The following is a 14230-nucleotide window of genomic DNA, read 5'->3' on the forward strand; positions in this document are numbered from 1 at the left end:
ATCTAAGAAGTGGACGATGCCGATTAGAAACTGGAAACCAGCACTAAATCGCTTTATTATCGAGTTTGAAGATCGAATAGCAGACTACATATAAATTAGGTAGTTACACAGAATCTGCTACAGGGTCATAAAATTCCGTGGGTTACACACAACTCGGTCAAATTGGTTCATGAGACTCTCAGGGCTGCATAATTCACAAATACTAAATGGGAGCATTGCTCCCATTTTTCTTTTTATTCAGCTTTTTCCTCAGATGTGGTTACCACAACTTCATTCTAGCCTCGCGTAACTCCTTTTCATAAGCCGCCCCGCTTCTTTGTCCGCTTCGGCCCATTGCTCTGTAATTTGCCTCTCTTTCGTTTTTCACGTCCATGTCAAGTTGCTTCAACTCAGCTTTAAGGCGCTCACGTCCTCTCTCTTTTGCGTCGCGATCTCTTAATTCTTGTTCGTACATTTTGAGCTCATATGCTTTACGGTATTCAGGGTCGTTGGCCATGTTGAGGTGATGTTTATCATCCGCCGCTTGCTTCGCGTAGGCATATTTAACTATCCCCCAAAAAAATAGGAGGATCACGGTCACGCCAAAATGATAAGTCACTGCGATAACGATGGAAGCGGTGAGATATACGCCTTCGATCACCCCCTTGATCACATTCACCTTCTCATGAGCCATGTTCTTCCCTGAGTGGCAAGAGTGCCATGGGTTAGCGTTTCTAAAATATGCAAAAACTCTACTCTTTCTACTTGCTACTGGGGCAGCTGGCTTGTCTACAGTTTTCATTTTCTTTTCAGTTGAGCCAATCGAAGAGACTTTCGAAACGCTATACAGGCACGCCTTAACTAAAAGTACAAAGGCAGACAGTACAATCCAAAAAAATAGACATATCCCCCACACGCCTGCGGTGGCGCGGAAAATATATTCAGTTTTTTGAGGCACACCAAACAAAGTTTGTTGGGCAAGTGTTTGGTCGATCATCTGTGGCGAAAGTGAGTAGAGAACTGAAATAATGACCCACATTCCGGCTGTGACGATGAAAACAAGGGCTGAATTAAAAATCCCCATTAAGAATACTGGTTTTGAAATCCAGTATTTGAACCAATAATGGCACGCGACTCCTATAGCGACAAACAATGCCAAGACCAAGGTCATCATTCTGGGTATAGCTGTTTGCTCCAGGCTCGTAACACCGAGAGGCCTTAGTTTTACTAATGCCCAGCTAGTGAAGTTGGTGAGTGTTTCTTGAAAAATCGGGTTTCCGACGTTTGCGATGTACAAATTGTGTGTGTACCAAATAAAGCCCGCCCCGAATAGCGCACTCACAAAAATGAACAGGTAAAACCCTTTCTGGTTCATGGTTAGATTTCCTTTTCTAATAAATCCTTCCATGGTAACTCTCTACAAAGACAAATCAATACATAGAGTTAATAAACCTGAAGCCGTCGAGGTAATGGGGCGAAATCCTCGTCTAAAGTTCGCTACCTCTTATTCGAAAAATGTATGCCGTTGTCTTGTGGATCTGTCCAATGCTCAGGGAGGAGTATTTTTAACTATCCTGTAAGTAGGCCAAGAAAAAGCACCATTAAATGGTGCTCAGATTATATTGATTTCAAAATCAATGTTATTGCCCTTCAGTCCAGATGTCGTTGATTTCCGGAATGAGTGCTGTGGCTTTTTGGCATAATTTGTCCAAAGCTGTTTCGATTGTGTTGTCTAACTGATCAGCTTCTTCCGTCATGCATTTCAAAAATGAGCAAGCTAGAGGTAATAGCCAGTAGTTCCCGAAACAGATTTCAGCTACTGTTTTTTCATCAATTGAAAACACCTTTTCAGGGGTGATTGCTCCTAAATACCTTCTCTGCGCAATTTGAAAGCCAGTAGGGCAAAACTCGCCGACTCTGCTGGTCGTTCTTGTTAGGTCTGAGAACAAGCTGTGTTGCATGTCCCTGCTGGTGTAAATATCCTTAATATCGAACAAGTTTAAAAACTCGTACCCCATAGGCTGGGATGCGTTTACGCATAGTGCTGAATTGTAGTCGCTATGACTGTATTCGTATAAACCTACGATACAAAGGTGATCTCCTTTAATATCCTTCGAGTTCAGACATTCAATCTGAAGCATGGCTGATGAATATACATTATTAATTACCTCACTTTCAGATGTACAATGGTAAGCCCCGAGTCCTATGAACGATTTCCTTTGTAAACCCATTTCAGTTCTCTTTTTTAACTCATCTTTTTGCGTAAATAATTTTATTTTACGTCACTCATCATTTTTGAACATTCCTTTAAGCTGACCCTATTCGCATATTGATTGAATATGTATACATAAGAAAAGGAAGCAGTGATGAAGTCGAACTTTAAAAACAATATAAAAGCGACCGTGATTTTTGGGTTAAGTGCGCTGGTGTTAGTGGGTTGTGGCAATTCTTCAGAAGATGATCAACTGGCTTGGATTAAGAGTTGGAACAACTCGCTTAATTTTGAGGCAAAAATGAAAATGCTAAATGGCTGCTTTAAAGTAGCGGGAGTAAATAGTAAGACTATGCAAATGACAGCCGCACAAAGTGAAATAATGAATCAGTGTGAGCTTGATTACGTCATGGAATTGGCTGAAAAAGATGATATTAAATTAGATAGAGACCTTTTAGCCGCTAACACCCTGCAATTATAAGATTTGATACGTCATCATCCTGGCCGTTTGGCAAAAGAGATCAAAAAGGAATATATATGTCAATAAAAGAAAAAACCTTCGATTTAGTCAACGAAGCAAAAAATACTGCTGAGCAGTTAACTCATGATTTACAACAATCGCAAACCTTTGAGCAAGCTAAATCAACGATTTCTAATACCAAAGAACGGGCACTAGCAGTAGAGCCTGCCAGTATTAAATTGATGAACTTGTTTGCAGTATTTAGTTTGGCATTTATGCTTTTAAGCACTTATTTCCCGGTGATGAAGGTGATGGGAAGCAGTATGCCACTGAGTGAGATGACTCCAACTTGGTTATTTATTGTTGCCATTTTAGCCTTGTGTAGCCACTTGTTTGGGGTCAAACAGTCAATTTCACGTGGGCTATTATTACTACTGCTACTGTCGATTACTTACACCGTGTATCAACAAATAGCGGATATGTTTCAAGCTGCACAAATGTTTGGCAGTGTAAGCACAAAAGACATTTTAAGGGCGGTGGCGGAAGGATTAAAATATGCTGATGTTGGGTTTTATCTGTTTTTAGCAAGCCTTGTGTTGGTGGTAATTGCAACGATTAAACCTGGCTACAAAACTAACCATGCATTGTGGGCTCAATTAGTTCAATAGCGCGTCATTTTTCAAGTAGCCAGTCTACGACTGGCTACTTTTTTAAGGCTCAGATGATATGCAACTAAAACCTCGCAAACAGCATGTTTATAATACTGCCAATTTAGTGGGTAAAGACTATATCGTCGGCGATATACATGGCCAAATACAACGGCTCTATGAGCAATTAATTACACTGGAATTTAACTTTCAAACTGACCGCCTTTTTTGTACTGGAGATCTTATCAGTAGAGGTGACGACAGTATTGATTGTATTAATTTACTCACTAAAAAGTGGTTTTTTTCGGTGATGGGGAACCATGAACAGCTGTTTCTATTAGGTTTTCAGTGCCCAGGTTATTGGGATTTTTTGCGACAAAAAGGTGGTGAGTGGTTATCACAGCATATGCACCGTTTTGACTTGTTAATACGCTGGAAAACCTTGATTGAAATTACGATGCCATTAGCGCGTACTATTGATGTTAATGGCAAAACGATTGGTATTAGCCATGCGTCCGCAACATCTAGCTGGAAAAGACTGCAAAATGGTACGTTGTCAGATGATGACATTTGGCATGTATTATGGAGTCGTCCTTTACATAATGCTCGCTCTTGCGCAGGGATTGATGAGGTTGACTATGTAGTACATGGGCATAGCCCCGTAGACAGGGTAACTTGTCATGGGAACCGTTATTGGATTGATACCTTCACCTTGAAGCAAGAACTGTCCATAATCAACCTCAATGATTTATAGTAATGTGAACTTAATGTGTTGTAATTACTATCATTGGAGGCTGAAGTAGATGATAATTCAGTTGTTAATGAATGTTGAACATAGGGATTGTTGTGTCAATAAGAGAGCTAAGCAATGCCACTGAGTTATTGGTGGGTTGGCAAAATAGAGACAAGCATCAAAGTGAAGAGTTCCTTACTTATGCTTATCAAGATATTCGGTCGATTGTAGAAAAATACCTTTCTCAACACCGCCCTAATGAAACTATTTTACATGATGCCTCCATTACTGAGTTAGCCAATGAATCTGTGGTGAAATTACACCGCTGGCGTAACGATGAACAGCCCTTTGAAAACCGGCAAGACTTTTTTGATTATGTGCGCGTATCAGTGTGGCATTTGTTGTTTGGTAAGCCCCATCAATCACTAGAGAATCAACAAAAAGCGAAACAAGAATACTTGCATTCACAACTAATGGACTCTGAGGTGTTACTGCCTAATTGGACCGAAAACCTTTCATTATCTTCTGCTTTAGAGCTGCTTCAACAGTCCCACCCAAGACAAGCTGACGTGTTTGAACTTAAAAACTTTGCCATGGTGTCACATCAACAAGTGGCTGATATGCTGGGGTTGTCGCCAAGAACAGTCGATAACGACTTAAAATTTGCCACGGTTTGGCTTAGAGCAAAGTTAACTGAATGATAGATATTGTTTCTCTATATAGTGAGTTGGCGAGTTTAAGTAAAACAGATCAACAGCAACGCTTATTGCCCTTAAAGAAAAAATTCCCAAAACAAGTGTTAGCGCTTGAAAAAATGCTGACGATAGATGATATATCGTTATCCAGTAGTCAGTTAATATCGCAGCAACTTTCTAATCAGTCCTCTGTTTCTTATGATGCATTGATTGGTGAGGAAGTAATGGGGTTTACTATTACCCAGTTAGTTTCAGAGTCTGGTGGGATGGGGCTGGTTTTTCAAGGCGAACAACGCTTAATGAACCATGATAATGGGCATGTAAGAGTACATAAAGCGGCTATTAAAATTCTACGTACGAATAAGTTTAACTCCCAGCAGCAAAGGGAGATTTTTCATAACGAAGCCTCTATTTTAATGACACTAGATCACCCTAATGTTTGCAGTATATACGGGGTGTCAGAGGTGTTAGGCAACGCCTGTATCGTCATGGATTTCATTGACGGTCAAGGGCTGGATGTATGGCTGGCTAATAATAAACTCAAGCTAAAACAAAAACTGAATGTGTTTGAACAATTACTGCGAGCTGTGAGTTATCTACATGGTCAACATCTTTATCATGGTGACTTAAAGCCGCAAAATATCATTATAAATGATCAAGGACACTTAGTACTGATTGACCTAGGACTCGCAAAAAAATATAAACAAGAAGTCACTGATAGCACAGATGGCTATCATCAAACAGTTCAGGCGTTTACACGCCACTGGAGCGCGCCTGAGCAGGTGGCAGGGCAGGTTTGTACCTCACAATCAGATGTTTTTTCACTTGGAGTAATACTTCACTATATGGTCACGGGCAAGGTTGCGATAACCGATACGGTGAATAAACTAAAAAATCCTGAGCTTAATTCGATAATTAATAAAGCCTTGGATAGCTCACCACAGCAACGTTATCTCGATGCAGAATCATTTAGGCAAAGTATCCATTTTTTTCGGCAAGGTTTACCTGTTCAGGAATACTCCCAAAGTGCGCCTTACCATTTGCAAAAACTTTTAAGACGAAAGCCTTTTACCTTTCTTGCTTGCGTGTTACTGCTTTACTCTATTGCAACAACCTTATGGATAGTATTTCGCTAAAATATTCCATATATATTGCGTAAATTCTGAGTGTTTCAGTCACTGCAATCTCATTAGCCGTCGCTATATCATTATCTAGAGTTAATCGCTATAACTCATCCCTTAGTCTTTCATATTGCTCTAATAATGCTAAATATGTAAGAAGTGACCAAGTTATGATTATGTAACTTTCCCTATATTTTTCGGAGTCCAGATTAGGTTAAATTAGTTCATAAGACTCGGGGCAGTCCACATTCCAAAAGTCGGCAGTTAATTTTGTTTGTATATGAGTAGGGAGCGCAGGTAATTGAAATTTTGAATATATGTTGTCGGAAAAGCGATCAAGTTAACAGTTGACGCTTTTATTAACTAAAGAAACAATAGGTTGCATTGAACATTTTCGATATTGTAGATAGGCTGTAATTTATTGGTTTTACTTGTTTTTATTGTAAAGAGGTTTAAATGTATAAGGAAATACTTCTATTCGGCTCGTTGGCGCTCTCTTTTCAGGGGGTGTGTTCCACACAAATATCAGATTTGGTTAATCCCTCAGGAGATATGAGTCCAACCACCCAAAAAATATTTGGAGTGCCTACCCCAAAGAGCACAGAGGTCGTCGATTTAAATCGCTCAGACTTACCATTGCCGCTGGTACGCGAGCGTCCCAAACTCATCCTAACCTATGATCAGGCAACTGAAGATAATTATAAGACTGATTATGGCGGTGACTTGGTCGCTGCTCTACATAGGGCAATGACCTCAGTTAATCAGGTATTCGTCAGCTCTGGCTCTGATGTTCAGTTCGATTGGCTGGTGATAAAATCTGATACTGAATTTCAACAAGTGCCTTTCTTTTTTGATCAAAAAGCACTAGCAGAACAGGAGTGGTATCAGGATTTTAAATTAGGAAATTTAGCCGATGCAGTTATTGGCATAGTGAGATCAGATTTCATAGGCGGCGGACAATGCGTAAAGGCATATTGGCACAGCCAATACGATACAGATGGTTCCCCTCGTTTTGAAAGATTCTTCCCATGTGTAGTAGATATCAACTCATTGACAGGAACTGTTTTACCCCATGAGTTGGGTCACTGGCTTGGCGCTGATCATGACCGTTACCAATTTAACAAGTTTGACGATAGTAAGGCTGTTGATTACTGGCCCGGCTATGGCTATGTCGATTTAGATAATGGCTTTATGAGCATTATGAGCGTCTTTTCTGAATGCGAAGACAGTAATGTTGAGTGCACAAAACTTCCGCTATTTTCAAATCCCTATTTATTACATAATGGTGCTCCAATAGGAAAAGATAGTTCAAATATCGATGCCGCAGATAATGTAACATTATTTTCTCGTAGCAATAAAGAACTGTTAGCCGATAGAACTATAGCCACTAATATTTCCACTGAAATATCTACGGATAAGGTTCACCTTACATGGGGTGATGTAAGTTCTAGATATCTGGTACAAGTGAGTGATGGATTTCGACCTCACCATTATAATGTTATCGAGAGTTATATCGTTACAGAGCCGGAAATCACTTTGGACAGACCGTTCTTTGAACTTTCTGGCACTGTTGGGAATAACTTTAAACAGTATGTGGTTGTTAAAACAATAAATGCCATAAATGATGATGTTGGGTCAATTTCTGTTGGTGAAGTAGCGCTTAGAGGTAGGTATGAAGACTTTGACATGCAAACAGGGGAAACACTGATACAAGATGGTCAAATAGGACTGAGCTCGAGCTTAGTTTCTATGCCAGAAAAAGGTCAATCCATCAGTATTAATTTAACGGTAATGGATGAAAACATAGCAAACAATGACTTCTATCTAGCATCAAATGCTGCACCCTGTCTTACAACCGATGATGATTGCCGTTATCCAATAAATAGAGATGTTTTAGATGTTCATTTAGGGTTCGGCAATGACCCCTTATATGGCGATCTAGATCCAGAGTGGCTCAATAAGATCTTTGATTTTAGTTTTTCTGGGGAAGGCAAGCTGCGCACCCTTACATTAACGTCAAAATGGAGCCAAGACGACTGGAAGTCATATTTTTCCAGTCTTATAAAAAAAGAAGCACATGGTGAAACTGAACACACTTCCTTTAATTTTAATGAAGCCTATTTTATTAAAAAGAAGTTGCCCTTAGTGATACTGAGAGGAGGGGAAGACAGTAGCTCAAAAAGCAATAATAGCCTTGCAATCATAGGTGAGGCAATGTTAGATATCGACTTGTCCGGTTTGTTTGATCCTAATTTAGAGATTGATTCACAAGGTGCCTCTTTTTCGAAGATGGGCTTCAGACAACATATCCCCAGTCAAGCTGCTCCTGAGATGGCACCAGCTTTTTACTCGTCATCTCAGCTTACATACGCTTCAACGACCTCAGTTGATGAAGACGCAACATCTGAAACAGCCGTCCTTTCTAAAGCATTGAGTGGGACGATTGTGAAAATAGATGTTTACGGGCCAGAGTTTGATAATTTTAAACTGGACTCGACCATACCTTGGTCTCGAATCAATCGAAACACCTTTGCATTAGAGCTTACAGATGTGGAGACTGGCGTACATACGATAAATATCATTACGGCTACTGCTTCAGCAACAAGCACTGCCGGTAAGGTTATCGGCAGTGGTGAGATAATTGTTGCCGATGCGCTACCCGAATTATTTGATACGAACGATACTGATAATGACGGACTTAGCGACGCAGTCGAAGGCTTCAAAGACACGGATAGTGATGGCATTGTCGATTACATCGACCCACTGAGTTCAGCGAACAACACCTTAAAAGGATTGGATAATTTACCAATATATGAAGCATATCAAGAAGGTCAATTATTTAGTGTTGCAAGAACGCTCTCTATACCACAAAAAATATTACAAGCAAAGCAGGGGGTCACTGACTCCGCAGTTATGACTTGGGATCAGCTTCAGTCAATTTACCCAAATCAATCAATAGATGAGCAGGGTTACACTCCATACTCCGATGTGATCGGTGTTAATTATCACAGTAATCTAGGCCCCCGATCTGATTGGATGGCAGAACTTGTGGTTACTCTTCCTGAAGATAAGCCTATCAAAGAAAACTCAGAATATAGAGTTATCGACTCACAAGGTCAATGGAGTGCATTTTCAGATGGTATGGTGGGACCTAATGTATTTTCTGGGCTAGCCGTTGATGGAAGTTGCTCAGTAAATATTGATGATTATTCGGTAGGGTTAATCCCAGGCAAAAATTGTCTACTTTTAACATACGTTTCTATTAATCCTGATGTACCAATGAATGTTATTGAATTTGGCCCTGGCGCTTTAATGGTGAAAAATGCTCCAGAAGTTATTAATCACGCGCCTACTGTTAGTACGAGTTCTATAGACGCGACTTACCGGGAAGGTTCTGTTTTTACGATATCATCAGAAGCTATAGATCCCGATGGAGATGCGTTGACGTATCAATGGAGCCAGTTATCGGGTACAGGTATAACATTTTCAAGCGCTAACAGTGCAGCTGTAACCTTTGAAGTCCCCGAAGTGTCTGGCGATGAAACAATTGAGCTTAAGTTGGTAGTATCAGATGGTGAGTTAGAAGCGAGCATAATAATTGCCTTCATGGCTATTGATGTGCCAATCAATCATGCACCTACGGTTAGCATTGGAGCACTTGCCGGATCCTACGATGAAGGGACTAAAGTTACATTGTCGGCTGATGCTGTAGATCAAGATGGTGATACATTGACGTATCTATGGACTCAGTTATCGGGGACTGGTGTTAACTTATCAAGTGCTAACAGTGCAACGGTAAGCTTTATGGTACCAGAAGTGTCTAGCGATGAAATAATTGAACTTCAGTTAGTCGTATCTGATGGTGAACTAGAAGCCAAATCTATCGTCTCTTTTAAAGCTATAAATATTCCTACTGCGGTTACGCCCCCTGACACAAATAAACCGGAAGATAACAGCAGTGGAGGCGGCTCTATGGGGTGGTTAGTACTTTTCGCTGGCGTTATCTATGCTGGGCGGTCAAATAAGCGTAAGTTAGCCGCTTAAAAATATCAGTAATGTTGAGTGCGCAAACATAATGCTTGCGCACTGTTAACTGATCAACGTTCCTGCACAACGGTTACTCACAGAGTTTAGGATCGTCACAATATGTATATCAACTCTTGCTCTTTAGAGTGATATACACGTTAAATTAATAGGCTTTTGCTCACCCAGTATCTTGTTGATATTTAGGGATATTCCATCTGGTCTTTAAGGTAGTGAAATTATAACCCATCCAATTATCAAGCAAATTGCCTTTGAGGCTTTATGATTATAAAAGAATTAGTTGAAAACTTTTTTGAATACCGAACTGTGATGTGTTCAGACATGGAAGTGGACATGTACGTGCTTAGACAATCGGATGTAGCACTTCCATTTGTTTTGCTGTTGATTAAATTAGCAATTAGAGATACTGAGTTGGAAAGCTCAGTTGTTAGTTTTGATTTAGTAAAACAAACGCAATCACTGTGCTTTTTGTCAGCTGAAAATATTCATCTAAAAGATGAGAGGTGTGCGCTAAACATTATCAAAAAACTTGGTGGGTACCGAGCTGTAAATCAGTTCTCTTGTGTTGATGATACAATTCAAATCGAAAAGCTAGTTGAGGAAATTCGTCACTGTTTACAAGAGGTTGAAGAGGGTAAAAATATTCAAGTTAATTCGGATTTGTATAAGGCCGTTTCTGGGCTGTTCTCGATTTCGCTTGATAAAAGCTTTGTTCAGTCCGAGTTGGAAATAATGAATGACGAAAACTATTTGAATCTTACCGAGGGTGTGGTAATCCCCTACAACACCTGCCAGTATAATGAAAAAGCAATAACACAAATTTGAAACAAATTTAGATCACAGTTTACGATCTAAAGGTTCACATTCCACTGAAAGTGCAGTATATTTTTGTGCCTTACAAGGCTTTATTTAAGTTATTATGGATGAATAACATGGAATTTGGTAAGCCATTTATATGTAGTAAATTGTTTGGGAAATTTATTGTAGCGGTTTTTATGTCTTTCGTTCAGGGGTGTACGACTGTCGAAAAACATCCTGACTGGTATACAGGAAGAACACTAGCAATCGATGAGCAAGAGTTGATTGGTTACGGACATGGTGCTTCAAAAGAGTCCGCTTCTGACCAAGCATTTATAGAGATTTCAAGGTCAATCTATACCGATGTTAACTCTGCTGGTTCATACATGTATTCAACTCTGCAGGATGAAGAGTATTCTAAGAGCGATTTTAAAGGCGAAATATTATCTGTTGCATCTCTTAATGATACAAAACTGATCAAATACGAATTTGTTGGCAATACATTTTTTGTTGCATATTCCTATTCGCAGTTATCACTAGCAGAAAAAATTGCTAATGACAATCAATTCGAATGTGAAGACAATGCTATCTTTATTCATCAAAGTCCTTTATATAAAAGTTTAAAAAGACATCTAGGTTGCAATCCAAAATCTAATGTTTTTTCAAAAAACAAAAAATGGTATTTTTCAGTTAATAAAAAAAATTACCCCCTAACGGAATCAGAGTTTATGGCTCTGTTTGTTGAATATAGCAATGAGATGGTGGTGATTAAACCGTCTAAGCGAGTGTTGTTAGAAAGTGATTTTTATAACTTCGAAATAAAAACTAATAGGGAAGGTTTTTTCTCTTTATATCAAATTACAAATTCTGGTGATGTACAGAGTTTAATTGAAAATAAAGTTTTGATGCATAATGAATACTGGGTATATCCAGATCTTTCTTTGTATGAAGGAATGTCGCTTAATATTGATAGTGATAGAGGTTACAATGTAGAGATGACTATTGCAAGCATATGTGACAAACCAAGTCAATTTGCATTCTTGGATCAAATAGATACAGACTATTTGATCATTGATAATAAGGCGATGTTGTCATTTGTACTGGATGAACTATCGGGTTGTGATGTTAGTTCATCTATAGTTAAGAATAAAGTTAGACAATCGAATTAACGGTCTTGGAACTAATATGAAAAATATTACTATTACATGTGTAATTGCTTTAAGTGGTTGTGCATATCAATCCTCTGGAGAGGATATAGTTTCAACAACCCCCTTGCCTCTTAGTCCGATACCGTTAAAAATTGAAGTAGATAATTATTCTACTCAGATATTAAATGGAGTTTTTACATTAACTCCTGAAATGACAGGGATATATCAAGAGTATTTGAAAACAAAAGGCTATAGTACTGTAATTCAGAATGACTTTAATGCATTAAGTGCGTTTGGCTTGACTTTGTGGGGCGTTACTACAGCCGGTATTGGTTTAGTTGCATTAGCAACGGATGATGGTCCATCTGATGCTTGTTGGGTTTATGATTGTCAGTCTACCAAAGAAAATGAATTTACACGAATAGAGAAAGGGAAAAGTATTACAGATAAATTAAAGTTTCGACCTGGTGAGATTGTAATTGATTTTAAGGATGGGAAAAACGTCCTGCAATCTATTCCATTGGACTCGAGTGGTTCGGCATCAATTACTTTGATGGAGTTAGGATACCCTGATGAAATTTCAATAAATCTAAGTTTCAAAGGTCTCCTAAAAGATGTTGCTGTATCAGGAAATAATGAAAAATTCGAAGTGCCAAAACAAGTCACAGCTATTGGTTCTGAAGTTATAAATAGCACCTTTTACATTGACCAATTTTCACTTTCAAATAAAGTTGGTGACTTTTCTGAGGGGTATATTAAAGAGGTTGTTAGTAATAGAGACTCCTATATAGAAAGTTTGCAAGATAGCCTAATCCCGATTTCATTCCCCCATTCTTATACAATACCAGAGATCAAAAAACCAAAATTGCTACCATTGCCAGAACTGAAAAAGGAGCGTTTTGAAACCACTGATGAATTTAAGTTGCGAGCATCAGATGCTCTTGAGGTAAGAAATATTCATGTTGAACAGGTCAAAAAAGCATTCAAATATCAGGTGGATGAAAGAAATAAAATTGTAACTATCGATAATGAGTTTATTAAGAAGGCTGCAGGGGATATTGTGCGTGTCAGCCGGCTAAGAATAAAGGAAAATCAATCGTTTGATATCGAACGATTAAAGGAACAGGTTATTTACGCATTTCGTAATGTTGTCGGAAATACATATTTAGATAATTTGAGCTATGATGCCGATAATTCAATGTTGTATGGGGTAATTAAATCTACTGGCTCAGATTATTCTGAAAGTATAAGATCCTTAGTTCCAAGGGATGTGGCTAAAAATATTTTTGAAAGTCCATCTATCGCAAATGTTAGGCTTGATTTCGGGATAAGTAATCCAAATGAAATATCTCTTAATAATATTAATCTGTTCGTGTTAGGAGAGAGGTATAATGCTGTTGTAACCGATGAAACTTATAAAAACAACTCAGTATATTTCAAAGTAACACCAAGAAAGCTTGAATGGAACATGGAACAGTTAATATCTGACAAGCCAGACGAAGTTGTGTTGGCTGGTCTACAAAGTGCTAACCTTGTTGATGCGAAATCCGTCAATTTAAGAACATATATCAGAGGGAGTGTTTTAAATTCAAGTGAAGTCAATTTTGTTGATGATATACCTGAACTTCTCAAGATCTCAGAACGAGTAAGGAAGCAAACTAATAAGTGGCTTATTGTGGTTGGTATTGAACGTTATGATAATGCTCAAGATATTATCTTTGCTAAACGTAGTGCAAGCCTTTTTAAAAAAGTAGTTCAAAGTAAGTTTGGTGTAACAGAGCAAAATACATTAACGCTTTTTGATGAGGATGCGACGGCAGGGGCTATAAAAGGCAGTATTGGACTAATTCTTGATAAAGTTAAGAAGGGAGATACGATATACTTTTATTATAATGGTCACGGCATTCCAAATCCTACTCAAGATTCAGAGCCTTACATATTACCATCTGATTCATTTCCAAGTTTTGTTTCCGAAGATGATGGTTTAATGCTAAAGAGTCTATATTCAAAATTGTCAAATTCTAAGGCATCACAAGTAATTGTCTTTGTTGACAGTTGCTTTAGCGGTATGACAGATGGTATGCCGCTTTTACCTGACGTTGCAGCTTCTCGACTTGTTCCAAAAAGAGTGGAATTTAATGAGAAAAAAATGGTTGTCATTACAGCGGGTAGAAAAGATCAGTTTTCCAATGCATTTTATGAGAGAGGTAACAGGCTTTTTTCATATTATGTGATGAAATATATTCTGACTCAGGAAGGAACTGTCAATGATTTATTTGATGTAGTAAGAACTAATGTTGTTAAAGAATCTAAATTACTTGGTGGGGTAAAAAAGCAGGAGCCGTCTCTTCAGGGAAATGGTTTAATACGTCTTTAGTTATTAACTGAATAAG

General features: G+C 38.6%; 11 protein-coding genes. 9 read left to right on the forward strand and 2 right to left on the reverse strand.

Features of this window, described 5'->3' with window-relative positions; translation table 11 throughout:
* Positions 1-259: 259 nt before the first annotated feature.
* Positions 260-1387 carry an OmpH family outer membrane protein gene (locus tag EKG38_RS10680; protein ID WP_126520254.1) on the reverse strand — a complete coding sequence of 376 codons (1128 nt, stop codon included), beginning with the start codon at positions 1385-1387 and terminating at the stop codon, positions 260-262.
* Positions 1388-1619: 232 nt separating this feature from the next.
* On the reverse strand, positions 1620-2210 hold the full coding sequence (locus EKG38_RS10685; RefSeq protein WP_126520255.1) for a hypothetical protein: 591 nt from the start codon (positions 2208-2210) through the stop codon (positions 1620-1622).
* Between the two features lie 135 nt (positions 2211-2345).
* Between EKG38_RS10685 and EKG38_RS10690 the strand changes: the two genes are divergently transcribed.
* The 9 genes from EKG38_RS10690 to EKG38_RS10730 all read left to right on the forward strand — a co-directional run bounded on the left by EKG38_RS10690 (position 2346) and on the right by EKG38_RS10730 (position 14214).
* Positions 2346-2672, forward strand: a complete 327-nt coding sequence (locus tag EKG38_RS10690; protein ID WP_126520256.1) for a hypothetical protein — start codon at positions 2346-2348, stop codon at positions 2670-2672.
* Positions 2673-2728: 56 nt separating this feature from the next.
* Positions 2729-3319, forward strand: a complete 591-nt coding sequence (locus EKG38_RS10695; RefSeq protein ID WP_126520257.1) for a hypothetical protein — start codon at positions 2729-2731, stop codon at positions 3317-3319.
* 58 nt (positions 3320-3377) lie between these two features.
* A complete protein-coding gene (locus tag EKG38_RS10700; RefSeq protein WP_126520258.1) occupies positions 3378-4052 on the forward strand; it encodes a metallophosphoesterase in 675 nt (224 codons plus the stop codon).
* A gap of 92 nt (positions 4053-4144) precedes the next feature.
* A complete protein-coding gene (locus EKG38_RS10705) occupies positions 4145-4732 on the forward strand; it encodes an ECF-type sigma factor (RefSeq protein WP_185826836.1) in 588 nt (195 codons plus the stop codon).
* Complete coding sequence (locus EKG38_RS10710; RefSeq protein ID WP_126520260.1) at positions 4729-5862, forward strand: serine/threonine protein kinase; 1134 nt, start codon at positions 4729-4731, stop codon at positions 5860-5862. The genes EKG38_RS10705 and EKG38_RS10710 overlap by 4 nt, the downstream gene beginning before the upstream one ends.
* Positions 5863-6303: 441 nt before the next feature.
* Entirely contained in the window at positions 6304-9891 is a 3588-nt protein-coding gene (locus EKG38_RS10715) for a PKD domain-containing protein (RefSeq protein ID WP_126520261.1), read from the forward strand.
* Between the two features lie 261 nt (positions 9892-10152).
* Positions 10153-10716, forward strand: a complete 564-nt coding sequence (locus EKG38_RS10720) for a hypothetical protein (RefSeq protein WP_126520262.1) — start codon at positions 10153-10155, stop codon at positions 10714-10716.
* Positions 10717-10823: 107 nt separating this feature from the next.
* Positions 10824-11858, forward strand: coding sequence for a hypothetical protein (locus tag EKG38_RS10725; protein ID WP_126520263.1), 1035 nt, complete (start codon positions 10824-10826; stop codon positions 11856-11858).
* A gap of 16 nt (positions 11859-11874) precedes the next feature.
* Positions 11875-14214, forward strand: a complete 2340-nt coding sequence (locus EKG38_RS10730) for a caspase family protein (RefSeq protein WP_126520264.1) — start codon at positions 11875-11877, stop codon at positions 14212-14214.
* Positions 14215-14230 lie beyond the last annotated feature (16 nt).

The organism is Shewanella canadensis (assembly GCF_003966225.1).
Taxonomy (GTDB): domain Bacteria; phylum Pseudomonadota; class Gammaproteobacteria; order Enterobacterales; family Shewanellaceae; genus Shewanella; species Shewanella canadensis.

Excerpts from the sequence above, each read along its gene's own strand:
- EKG38_RS10680 (WP_126520254.1), bottom strand. The coding sequence starts at position 1,387 with ATGGAAGGATTTATTAGAAAAGGAAATCTAACCATGAACCAGAAAGGG.
- EKG38_RS10685 (WP_126520255.1), bottom strand. The coding sequence starts at position 2,210 with ATGGGTTTACAAAGGAAATCGTTCATAGGACTCGGGGCTTACCATTGT.
- EKG38_RS10690 (WP_126520256.1), top strand. The coding sequence starts at position 2,346 with ATGAAGTCGAACTTTAAAAACAATATAAAAGCGACCGTGATTTTTGGG.
- EKG38_RS10695 (WP_126520257.1), top strand. The coding sequence starts at position 2,729 with ATGTCAATAAAAGAAAAAACCTTCGATTTAGTCAACGAAGCAAAAAAT.
- EKG38_RS10700 (WP_126520258.1), top strand. The coding sequence starts at position 3,378 with ATGCAACTAAAACCTCGCAAACAGCATGTTTATAATACTGCCAATTTA.
- EKG38_RS10710 (WP_126520260.1), top strand. The coding sequence starts at position 4,729 with ATGATAGATATTGTTTCTCTATATAGTGAGTTGGCGAGTTTAAGTAAA.
- EKG38_RS10715 (WP_126520261.1), top strand. The coding sequence starts at position 6,304 with ATGTATAAGGAAATACTTCTATTCGGCTCGTTGGCGCTCTCTTTTCAG.
- EKG38_RS10720 (WP_126520262.1), top strand. The coding sequence starts at position 10,153 with ATGATTATAAAAGAATTAGTTGAAAACTTTTTTGAATACCGAACTGTG.
- EKG38_RS10725 (WP_126520263.1), top strand. The coding sequence starts at position 10,824 with ATGGAATTTGGTAAGCCATTTATATGTAGTAAATTGTTTGGGAAATTT.
- EKG38_RS10730 (WP_126520264.1), top strand. The coding sequence starts at position 11,875 with ATGAAAAATATTACTATTACATGTGTAATTGCTTTAAGTGGTTGTGCA.